This window comes from Terribacillus aidingensis (assembly GCF_040703035.1).
Lineage (GTDB): Bacteria > Bacillota > Bacilli > Bacillales > Amphibacillaceae > Terribacillus.
Genome location: NZ_CP159996.1, coordinates 660,257 through 671,381 on the forward strand (window position 1 = coordinate 660,257; position 11,125 = coordinate 671,381).

Genomic DNA, 11,125 nt, shown 5'->3' on the forward strand with positions numbered 1-11,125 from the left:
TTTTGGGCACATTGATAGAATAAGAGGCAATAAGCACCTTCAGAAGGACGCAGTACAGTGTTGCTGACGATTGTGAAGGCTTGAGCCGACAACGTTACTTTTGCTGGATTCCGCCTTGAACATGGCGCGGATTCAGCTTCTGTTTTTTCAAGACGTGATAAAGGTAAAATGTGGTGCATGCACCCGACCTGCTTATATCTAGAGAATAATGAAGGAGTGGACAGACTTTGGATATCGATACAGATATGATATTGGTACTGGACTTTGGAAGCCAGTACAATCAATTGATCACAAGAAGGATCCGGGAGTTCGGTGTATACAGCGAATTACATTCCCACAAACTGACAGCAGATGAGATTCGTAAGATGAACCCGAAAGGAATCATCCTTTCCGGCGGACCGCACAGTGTATATGACGAAAATAGCTTCCGATGTGACGAAGAAATCTTCGAACTAGGAATTCCGGTATTGGGTATCTGCTACGGTATGCAGCTGATGATGCAGCATTTCGGAGGAAATGTCCAGCGTGCTGACAGCCGGGAATACGGCCGTGCGGAAATCACATTGACAAACCCATCTGTCATCTTTAAAGATTCACCGGAAAAACAGCTAGTCTGGATGAGCCATGGTGATAAAGTGTTAGATCCAGCACCAGGCTTCAGCGTCGATGCTACAAGCCCGTCCACCCCAGTTGCTGCTATCAGCAACAAAGAACGTAACCTTTATGGTGTTCAGTACCACCCTGAAGTGCGCCATTCCGAGTACGGAAACCATATGCTGAAGCAGTTCGTTTTTGACGTCTGCCATGCAAAAGCGGAATGGACAATGGAAAACTTCATCGAAATGGAAACAGAAAAAATCCGCCAGCAAGTCGGTGACAAAAATGTCCTATGTGCATTGAGCGGCGGAGTGGACTCTTCCGTAGTAGCTGCTCTTATCCACAAAGCAATCGGCGACCAGCTGACATGTATTTTCGTGGATCATGGCTTGCTTCGTAAAAACGAAGGTGCAATGGTTGAGAAGACTTTCCGTGACGAATTCAAAATCAACTTGGTTGCAGTGCACGCTCAAGACCGTTTCTTGGGCAAGCTGAAAGGCGTTTCCGATCCAGAGCAGAAACGTAAAATCATCGGTAATGAATTCATCTACGTATTCGATGATGAAGCATCCAAGCTTGAAAACATGGACTTCCTTGCACAAGGTACACTGTACACAGACATCGTTGAAAGTGGTACAGAAACAGCACAGACAATCAAATCTCACCATAACGTGGGCGGACTGCCTGAAGATATGCAGTTTGAATTGATCGAGCCATTGAAAACATTGTTCAAAGATGAAGTACGTGAACTAGGAACAGAGCTTGGTTTGCCGGATGCAATCGTTCACCGTCAGCCATTCCCAGGTCCTGGACTAGCAATCCGAGTTATCGGTGAGATCACAGAAGAGAAGCTGGAAATCGTCCGCGAATCCGATGCAATCCTTCATGAGGAGATTGCGAAAGCTGGTCTTGAACGTGATATCTGGCAGTACTTCACTGTCCTTCCTGGTTTCAAGAGCGTAGGTGTAATGGGAGATGCTCGTACGTATGATTACACACTAGGTATTCGTGCGGTAACAAGTATCGACGGAATGACATCCGACTGGGCTCGTATCCCTTGGGATGTATTGGAGCGTATCTCTGTACGCTTCGTCAATGAAGTAAATCATGTAAACCGCGTCGTGTATGACGTAACTAGTAAGCCACCAGCAACTATCGAGTGGGAATAAACAAAAGAGGCCATGCTATCAATCAGATAGCATGGCCTCTTTTTGTATAAGCAAGTTGTTTTTTTCGGAATGCTGGTCACATATGAGCTCGTGTATGGAAAGCAATTCATACAGATAGATGCTTTCAATCGGAAAGTAGCCATCTTCCGGATCTTTCGGCATGTCGATGCTCCAGAATAGCTGGAACAAGTCATGGAACTGCCTTTTATCTGACACCTGATCTCCCTTCATCCAATGTGACAATCTTTCTTGGACTGCTTCAGCTGCTGCACTAAAACGGTTGCGCTGTTCTATATTCCAATGCAGCTGTTTGCCGCTTCGCCCAGCGTGAATCAAATTCCAAAGATGGTAATGGACTAATTTCAGCTTCTGAGTCAGGGCGGCCTCTTTATCCAGTAACGCTTTTGCATTTGAAGTAGGAAAATGATAACGGATTTCCTGTTGCTGGTGCTGCACATACTGTTCCAGGAGCAGCCTTTGGTCTGTCAGCTGGCGGAATGATGCTGTCAAACTTTGGACTGGCTGGTCTCCTTGTGTTTGCCTAATCCGTATCTCGACAAAGGCATGAAGCAGCTCATTTGTATGCCATATAACCAAATCTAACTGCTGACGAGATTTCTTGAAGTAATCTGGCGGCAGGATAAACATATTAACCAAAGTAGAAATGATGATTCCAATGACGCTTCCACCGAGACGGGCCCAGAAATCCGCCCATAAACTAGTATGCTCAACGTCGATCATAGCTACCGCTGTAATCGTTGCTACAATCAAACCCGCATGGAGCTTCAGTTTGTAGCAAACCAGAATCGTCAAAAAAGCCGCTGCCGTGTAGGTCAGCGGAGAAGCTCCGAATAAATAGATGGAAAGAACGGAAAATGCTGCTCCGACCATACTGGCTGGTAAACGGATCAGACCTTTTTGTATGGATGCATGAATTGTCGGCTCAATCGTCACGATAGCGGCAATGACCGCAAAAGCCGGAGATATGTGTACAATTTCACAAATTAATGCAGTAAAAAACACAGCAATCCCTGTCTTGATGACACGACTGCCGATGAAAAAATACTTCTTCACTTTATGTCAACACCTTTGATGGATCGTGTTTACATTATAAAGTGTATAAAGCTGGCAGGCAATGGTTGTAACTGGAAGAGTTATGGGGCTTGGAGCATGTTTTTTGAAGTGATGGTATAACCGCAGTAAGTTACGGGTAAAAGAAGAAAATACTTTGACCGGTAACTCAGGGGGTAGCCATGATAATCAATTTAATGAAACAGAATAAAGTCAATTTCAAACGTATTTACGGTACTTCCAGTACGATTGCCAATAACGTCCGTTTTGATTCCCGTCTTATAACGAAACATGATGTTTTTGTTTGTATACAAGGGGATAATCATGATGGGCACGCCTTTATCGAGGATAGTATTGCACAAGGTGCTTCTGTCATTGTAGGAACGGATGAAGGATTGTTGAAATCCTATTATCGCCAGTATGAGGATTGCACCTTCCTTGTAGTAGAGGATGCTCGGCTGGCGATGGCGCAGATGGCAGTGTTGCTATCAGATGAGGCTTGGAAAAAGCTTGTTACAGTTGCTGTCACCGGAACAAATGGGAAAACGACAGTTGCGGCTTATGTCCGATCTTTGCTGAATCAGCTTCAGCTTCGGACTACGTCAATTGGAACCTGCGGTATTATTACGTCTAAAGAGAAAATCAACTTCTTTAAAAGTACGCCTACTACTCCGGAATCTGCTGATCTTCATGTGCTTTTCAAACAGCTGGTGTCGGAGGGGGAGAAGGCGGTTGTGATGGAGGCAACGTCTATTGCATTGGATCAAAAGCGTACAGCATCGATAACATTTGATGTTGCAATTCATACGAATTTATCGCCAGAGCACTTGGAATTCCATGGAACAATGGAGAATTATAAGCGGGCGAAGATGAAATTGTTTGAACAAGCCGCTACTGCGATCGTAAATATAGATGACGAAGGAATGGCGCAGGATATTCTGGATACGTACCAAGGGAAGTTGCTGACATATAGCCTTAAGAAAAATAGCGAGGCAGATTTGATTGCCACAAATCTACACACAGATGCGCATGGTATCCAATTTGAGCTTTATACAAATGAAAGGTCATATACGATTCGTGCACCAATTTTTGGTGAGTACAATGTGGCTAATCTTCTTGCAGCAATAGGGACAGCGATGCAGCTTGGTTTTGATCTGGAAGAAATCGTGGATGTCTTAGGTACAATTGAAAGTCCGGAGGGTCGTTTTGAAGTAATCGAACAGTACGGCAACAGGAAAATCATTCTCGATTATGCCCACACTCCAGCTGCATTGGATCAGCTGCTGACTGCGGTAAATGCTATTCCGCATCGTCGCTTGATTGTAATGATATTGGGAGTCGGTATCAGGGATTTCGGGAAGATGCCGAAAATGGCAGAGACAATCGAGGGAAGAGCTGATGAGATTGTAGTATCTGTTGATCATCCAGGCCATCATGATCCCAAAATCATCATCGATGCGGTGTGTAAGGGCTTTACTGACCGAGTGCATAATGTGTCCACGGCAAAGACGAGAGCCGAAGCTGTCTGTCTTGCACTAGATCTCAGCGAAGAAGGAGATATTGTCCTGCTTACGGGCGGACAAATCAACGGCGCGCAGTTCGTTAGAGGAAAGGCTATACCACATTCTGATCACGCTATCATTCGATCATATTTTGAAGAACAACATGCAGAAAAGGTACAACCCACTATCAGCTGAATAGGATGGAAACGATTACTAATACTATTCTTAGGTACATTTACCGAAAAAACATTGACGAAGCAGGCAAAATGCTTTTATAGTGAAAGAGTATTAATACTATATATTTTCGTCTTCGTATAATTTTGGGAATATGGCCCATGAGTTTCTACCAGGTTACCGTCATTAACCTGACTACGCTGACATTTCGATCTGAGTTACATAATCAGATGTGGTGTAGATAAGAAACGCTTCTTGCCCTTGGCAGAAGTGTTTTTTATTTGAAAGCTTATCCTGCCCAATCGAAGCTACAGGAGGAGTAACAAGTTATGAAACGTTTTTTCCGTTTTGACGAATTAAACACATCTTACCGCACCGAGATAATCGCCGGTATCACGACATTTTTGTCGATGGCATATATCCTGTTCGTCAATCCGAATGTGCTGACTCTGCAAGGCGTGCCTGACAGCGCAATAAATGGCGGCCGTATGGACGCTGGCGCAATCTTCACAGCTACAGCTATCGCTTCCGCAATTGGTACCCTGATCATGGGTGTTTTCGCTAAATTGCCAATAGCACTAGCTCCTGGTATGGGATTGAATGCATTCTTCGCTTTCACGGTTGTGCTTACTTACGGAATTCCATGGGAAACTGCATTGGCAGGCGTACTTGCTTCTGGTGTGATTTTCATGATTCTATCTCTTTCTGGTTTGCGAGAACTTTTAATCAATGCGATCCCGCCGACCTTGAAGCTGGCAGTCGGTGCTGGGATTGGACTTTTCATTGCTTTCATCGGTTTAAAGAACGCGAATCTCGTAGTTATGAGTGAAGATACGGTTGTGGCTCTTGGCGATATCCACAGCGGTCCGGCGCTATTAGCTATCTTTGGTATCTTCGTTACAGCAATCCTATTGGTTATCGGATTCCGTGCAGCAATTTTCATTGGAATGATCATTACAGCGGCAGCAGGTATGATTGTCGGCTTGATCGATCCTCCAACTGCAGTTGGTGACGTTGTCGGAAGTGTACCAAGCCTTGCACCTACATTTGGTGCAGCATTTTCTCATTTCGGTGATATTTTCACAATCCAAATGCTGACTGTCATCCTGACTTTCCTATTTGTCGATTTCTTCGACACAGCAGGTACATTGGTTGCAGTTGCCAGCAAAGCAGGTTTGATGAAAGATGGTAAATTGCCGAATCCTGGACAAGCGTTGCTTGCAGATTCCGGTGCGACAGTTGCAGGTGCTATCTTAGGTACTTCCAATACTACTGCATATGTTGAATCGACTACAGGCGTAGGCGCAGGAGGCCGATCTGGCTTCACAGCCGTCGTTACTGCAATCTGTTTCCTGTTGGCATTATTCTTCAGTCCGCTGTTATCTGTCATCACCAATGAAGTAACAGCTCCAGCTTTGATTGTGGTTGGTGTCCTGATGGCCACTTCCTTGAAGGAAATTGAATGGAATAAAACAGAGCTTGCTGTACCAGCTTTCTTTACAATTCTCATGATGCCGCTCACAGGCAGTATCGCTACTGGTATTGCAGTTGGTTTCATCTTCTATCCGCTTACGTTACTTGCAAAAGGGCGCGCGAAGGAAATCCATCCTGTTATGTGGTTCTTGTTCGTTGTATTCCTGTTATACTTCATCTTTTTGGCATAAAAGAAGCCGCTCCTATCGGGGCGGCTTTTTATTTGGGTGAAAATTGACAGTTTTGTGATCGGATTTTACCTTTATGCGTTGATTGCGGCGGTGACGGGTATAATTGTATTATACTTACGAGAGATTAAAATCGTCTGTCAGCGGGCGAGGAGGAGGAGTACCTATGAGTAACCGTTCAGTGAAGCTGGCTTGGTTCAGCTTACTGGCATTTATCGCAGTCATCGTCGTCAATTACCTGTCCAACGCCTTGCCGCTCGGAGGGAAGAACACCCGTCAACTATCTGATCAGCTTGATGTATTATTTCAGCCAGCAGGATATGCTTTCAGTATTTGGGGAGTTATTTATTTGTTCACTTTTATTTGGGTCATCCGCTTATTTCTGCGGTCGACACGTGAAACAGAATGGTATGGAAAAGCAGCTGGAGCTTTCATAGCGAGCTGTATCTTTAACATTGCCTGGCTATTCACTTTCCATTATCAGCTATTCAGCATTTCCATCATTCCGATGGTGGCGCTGCTGGTCTCCTTGATTATTCTGTATCAAACCATTGCCACTTCATCTGACCGCCGGAAATTTGATTTGTTCCCGTTTTCAATTTATATCGGCTGGGTTTCCGTCGCGACAATTCTAAATGTCGGCATTTTATTTGTATCGCTAGGGATTGATAATATTGAAGGATGGCTTTTGTCAGGAGAAGTATGGACAATCATCATTCTAATCGCCGGTGCAATTCTGGCAATTGGCTTTATGCATGTTTTCCGGGATAGTGTCTATCCGCTTGTATTCATTTGGGCGTATTTTGCCATTGCTGCTGCGAGGGCTGAAGAGTTTCCGGCTATTACAGCGATAGCTAGTATTATGGCAGTGATCATATTAATTGCAATACCGATTCATTTGTTCCGCAGGAAAAAACGTAAGTATGGATATTGATTCTATAAGGTACTAATTTTTTTGTGTAAGAGGAGGATGCAAGTTGCTGGAAATACCGCTCGTCATGCTGCTGATCATCTTTGTTGTTAACATCGTCTACGTAAGTCTCAATACATTGCGGGTCATCCTGACATTAAAAGGAAGACGGTATATTGCAGCAGGCGTCAGTGTATTCGAGATTACGATCTATACGATTGGTCTTGGCCTAGTCCTAGACAATTTGGATCAAATCCAGAACCTGATTGCCTATGCACTTGGCTTCGGAATCGGTGTCATTCTCGGTTCGAAGATAGAAGAGAAGCTGGCACTCGGCTACATTACCGTCAATGTTATCTCATCCGACCCGAGTATCGAGTTTACGAGACGACTTCGTGAAAAAGGTTATGGCGTCACCAGCTGGTTTGCTTACGGTATGGACGGGGACCGACTTGCCATGCAGATCCTGACGCCTCGTAAATACGAACTTCAGTTGTATGAGGCTATTAAAGAAGTCGATCCGAAGGCTTTTATCATTGCCTACGAGCCTCGTCAAATCTTTGGCGGTTTCTGGGTGAAAAGTGTAAAGAGGGAGCGTATTCGTAATGCCAAAAGAAAAGAAGCCGGCAAAGAAACGATTTGAGCTCGGTGAAAATGAGACAATCGATGCTTGCTTGGATCGTATCAAAGCAGAGGGTTATCTGCCAGTCCGGAAGATGGAAGAACCAATTTTTCGGGAGACCACCGAGAATGGGACAAAGAAGGTAGAACCTATCGGAAGGAAAGTTATTTTTGATACGAAATTACTAAAAACCGAACATTAAATATAACAATTTAACCATCGTTCGATTTTTTCATTGACGATGTGTGTCAGAATTGTTATCATAAACATGCATGAAAGACACGGCTGGATTTGACAACACTACAGCATAAAGCTAGAAGCTGTGCTTTATAGATCGTACCTCATATATTTCCGGAAATACGGTCCGGAAGTCTCTACCTGCTACCGTAAATGGCGGACTATGAGGGAAGATGACTGCATGATTATGAGCCTACGACACCGTATGCCTATTCGTCTTCTCTCAGTTAGCGGGAGAGGTGAATAGGCTTTTTTTACGGCAAAAAGAGGAAAGAGGGATTTGGATGGCAGAGATTGGAATCATCATGGGCAGCATCTCTGATTGGGAGACAATGGAGCATGCGTGCAAGCTTTTGGAAGAGCTGGAAATATCTTTTGAGAAAGAAGTGATTTCGGCTCATCGGACACCTGAGGATATGTTTGATTATGCAGCGAATGCTAGAGAAAGAGGCTTGAAGGTGATCATTGCCGGTGCAGGCGGTGCAGCTCATCTGCCAGGAATGGTAGCAAGTAAAACGACGTTGCCTGTGATTGGAGTACCAGTACAGACAAAAGCACTTGATGGGATGGACTCTTTGCTCTCTATCGTTCAGATGCCAGGCGGTGTTCCGGTAGCTACAGTAGCAATCGGAAAAGCAGGAGCTAAAAATGCCGGTATCCTGGCGGCCCAAATCCTCGGTACTCATAATAAACAAATTGCTGAGCGCCTGACTGCTTATCAGCAAGGCATGAAGAAACAAGTAGCGGAAATGAGGGATCAGCTTGCGACCAAATAATATCATCACTATCGGTATCCTTGGGGGCGGGCAGCTCGGCCGCATGATGGCAACAGCCGCAAAGCATATGGGATATCGAATCATTGTCCTCGACCCGGCGCATGATTGTCCAGCTGCACAGGTAGCGGACTTGCATATCGAAGCACCCTATGATGATAGAGACGCTATCCGAAAACTAGAGAGCTTAAGCGATGTTGTCACCTATGAATTCGAAAATGTCGATTTGGATGCAGCTAAACTGCTGGAGGAAAAGGGAAAGCTCCCGCAAGGTTCCCTTCTATTGGAAATCAGTCGAGATAGAGCAAATGAAAAGAATCTCATGAAAGAACTGGATCTTCCAGTAGCGCCTTTTACGATAGTGACAGACGAGAAGGAATTGCTGACTGCGGTTAGGGAAATCGGCTTTCCATCGGTCGTAAAAACGTGCCGAGGCGGATACGATGGCAAAGGACAGCTAAAACTGGAATTTAAGGAAGACCTGCAAGAAGCTGCTGCATTCGTTCGGCAGAATGGACGCTGCATTGTAGAATCATGGTTAACATTCGATAAGGAAATATCGATTGTACTGACTAGAGGCCAGGATGGAGAGATAACGTATTTCCCGGCAGCAGAAAACGAACACCGAGATCACATCCTTTATCGGACAATCGCACCCGCCAGCATCACAAACGAGGTAGCAGAGCAAGCACGTAACGCTGCTGGCAAGCTGGCGGAAGCAGCCGGAGTTGTCGGTACCTTCACCGTCGAGATGTTCGTCTCAGGCAATGAGCTTTACATGAATGAAGTCGCACCGCGACCGCATAATTCCGGTCATTATACAATTGAAGCTTGTACGGTTTCGCAATTCGAGCAGCATATCCGAGCAGTATGTGGTTTGCCGCTTTTGCCGGTCCATTTTATCGGAGCCGCCGTTATGATAAATTTATTAGGAGAAGAGCTGGACCAGTATTGGCAGCAGCCTGACAGACCACTAGCCCATATCCATGACTACGGCAAGCAAGAAGCAAAGCCAAAACGGAAAATGGGGCATTTCACAATGGTTGGGACGTCACGTAAGACCCTGCTGGATGAAAGCGACGCTTTTACACGATCACTAGGAGGAAACAAAGCATGATTGAACGTTATACAAGAGAAGAAATGGGTAACATCTGGACAGATGAAAACAAATATAAAGCGTGGCTTGAGGTCGAGATTCTAGCATGTGAAGCATGGAGTGATTTAGGCATCATCCCTGAATCCGATGTGAAAGCACTGCGTGAAAATGCATCCTTCGATATCAATCGTATCTTGGAAATTGAGCAGGAAACACGCCATGATGTGGTTGCCTTCACTCGCGCAGTATCCGAGACATTGGGCGAAGAGCGCAAATGGGTGCATTACGGCCTGACATCCACGGATGTAGTAGATACAGCTTTATCGTATTTATTGCTCCAGGCAAATCAAATCATCCGAAAAGGCATTGTCAATTTTATCGAGATCTTGGAAACAAAAGCAAAGGAACATAAGCATACTGTCATGATGGGACGTACACATGGCGTGCACGCCGAGCCAACGACTTTCGGTTTGAAAATGGCGTTATGGTATGAAGAAATGAAACGTAATCTGGAGCGTTTTGACGCTGCAGCTGACACGATTCAATATGGCAAGCTTTCTGGTGCGGTCGGTACATATGCGAATATCGATCCGTATGTGGAGAAATACGTTACGAAGAAGTTAGGCTTGAAGCCAGCACCAGTATCCACGCAAACATTGCAGCGTGACCGCCACGCACAATATGTGGGCACTTTGGCATTGATTGCTACAAGCATCGAGAAATTCGCGACTGAAATCCGCGGGCTTCAGAAAACAGAAACGCGTGAAGTGGAAGAGTTCTTCGCCAAAGGTCAAAAAGGTTCTTCTGCAATGCCCCATAAACGTAATCCAATCGGATCTGAGAACATGGTCGGCATGTCACGCCTGATCCGCGGTCACATGGTCACAGCTTACGAAAACGTTGCTCTTTGGCATGAACGCGATATCTCTCATTCATCTGCAGAGCGTGTTATCCTGCCGGATGCGACAATCGCGCTTGATTATATGCTGAGCCGCTTCTCTAATATCGTGAAGAATTTAACGGTCTTCCCTGAAAACATGAAGCGTAACATCGATCGGACCTACGGCGTTATTTTCTCCCAGCGTGTATTGCTTGCACTTATTGATAAAGGCATGAGCCGTGAACAAGCGTACGATATCGTTCAGCCGAAAGCGATGGAAGCATGGGAGACAGAAACACAATTCAAACAGCTCATCGAAGCAACAACCGAAATCTCTGCCTTCCTTAGCCAGGAAGAAATTGATGACTGCTTCGACTATACGTACCACTTGAAAAATGTAGATCAGATTTTCCATAAGATCGGATTAGAATAA

The 11,125-nt window shown here is 45.1% G+C and carries 10 protein-coding genes and 2 riboswitches; of the genes, 9 read left to right on the plus strand and 1 reads right to left on the minus strand.

What is annotated here, in order from left to right; genetic code table 11:
- The first annotated feature begins 245 nt into the window (after positions 1 to 245).
- Positions 246 to 1,766 (plus strand): glutamine-hydrolyzing GMP synthase, encoded by a 1,521-nt coding sequence (gene guaA / locus ABXS78_RS03655; RefSeq protein WP_366249868.1) that lies wholly within the window; start codon positions 246 to 248, stop codon positions 1,764 to 1,766.
- Between the two features lie 18 nt (positions 1,767 to 1,784).
- Here guaA and ABXS78_RS03660 read toward each other — a convergent pair whose 3' ends face one another.
- Positions 1,785 to 2,840 carry an aromatic acid exporter family protein gene (locus tag ABXS78_RS03660; protein WP_366248972.1) on the minus strand — a complete coding sequence of 352 codons (1,056 nt, stop codon included), beginning with the start codon at positions 2,838 to 2,840 and terminating at the stop codon, positions 1,785 to 1,787.
- Positions 2,841 to 3,019: 179 nt separating this feature from the next.
- Between ABXS78_RS03660 and ABXS78_RS03665 the strand changes: the two genes are divergently transcribed.
- From ABXS78_RS03665 to purB, 8 genes are all read left to right on the plus strand, one after another.
- The gene (locus ABXS78_RS03665) at positions 3,020 to 4,534 is read left to right on the plus strand and encodes a UDP-N-acetylmuramoyl-L-alanyl-D-glutamate--2,6-diaminopimelate ligase (RefSeq protein ID WP_366248973.1); all 1,515 of its coding nucleotides are present in this window, start codon (positions 3,020 to 3,022) and stop codon (positions 4,532 to 4,534) included.
- Between the two features lie 95 nt (positions 4,535 to 4,629).
- Positions 4,630 to 4,731: riboswitch (purine riboswitch) on the plus strand.
- 111 nt (positions 4,732 to 4,842) lie between these two features.
- A complete protein-coding gene (locus ABXS78_RS03670) occupies positions 4,843 to 6,177 on the plus strand; it encodes an NCS2 family permease (RefSeq protein WP_095223427.1) in 1,335 nt (444 codons plus the stop codon).
- 163 nt (positions 6,178 to 6,340) lie between these two features.
- On the plus strand, positions 6,341 to 7,108 hold the full coding sequence (locus ABXS78_RS03675; protein WP_366248974.1) for a tryptophan-rich sensory protein: 768 nt from the start codon (positions 6,341 to 6,343) through the stop codon (positions 7,106 to 7,108).
- A gap of 43 nt (positions 7,109 to 7,151) precedes the next feature.
- Complete coding sequence (locus ABXS78_RS03680; protein WP_095223429.1) at positions 7,152 to 7,727, plus strand: DUF2179 domain-containing protein; 576 nt, start codon at positions 7,152 to 7,154, stop codon at positions 7,725 to 7,727.
- On the plus strand, positions 7,690 to 7,908 hold the full coding sequence (locus ABXS78_RS03685) for an NETI motif-containing protein (protein ID WP_095223430.1): 219 nt from the start codon (positions 7,690 to 7,692) through the stop codon (positions 7,906 to 7,908). The genes ABXS78_RS03680 and ABXS78_RS03685 overlap by 38 nt, the downstream gene beginning before the upstream one ends.
- 119 nt (positions 7,909 to 8,027) lie before the next feature.
- Positions 8,028 to 8,127, plus strand: a riboswitch (purine riboswitch).
- 100 nt (positions 8,128 to 8,227) lie between these two features.
- Entirely contained in the window at positions 8,228 to 8,719 is a 492-nt protein-coding gene (gene purE, locus ABXS78_RS03690) for a 5-(carboxyamino)imidazole ribonucleotide mutase (RefSeq protein ID WP_095223431.1), read from the plus strand.
- Complete coding sequence (gene purK / locus ABXS78_RS03695; RefSeq protein WP_366248975.1) at positions 8,706 to 9,833, plus strand: 5-(carboxyamino)imidazole ribonucleotide synthase; 1,128 nt, start codon at positions 8,706 to 8,708, stop codon at positions 9,831 to 9,833. Before purE ends, purK begins: the two co-directional genes overlap by 14 nt.
- Positions 9,830 to 11,125 carry an adenylosuccinate lyase gene (gene purB, locus ABXS78_RS03700; protein ID WP_366248976.1) on the plus strand — a complete coding sequence of 432 codons (1,296 nt, stop codon included), beginning with the start codon at positions 9,830 to 9,832 and terminating at the stop codon, positions 11,123 to 11,125. Before purK ends, purB begins: the two co-directional genes overlap by 4 nt.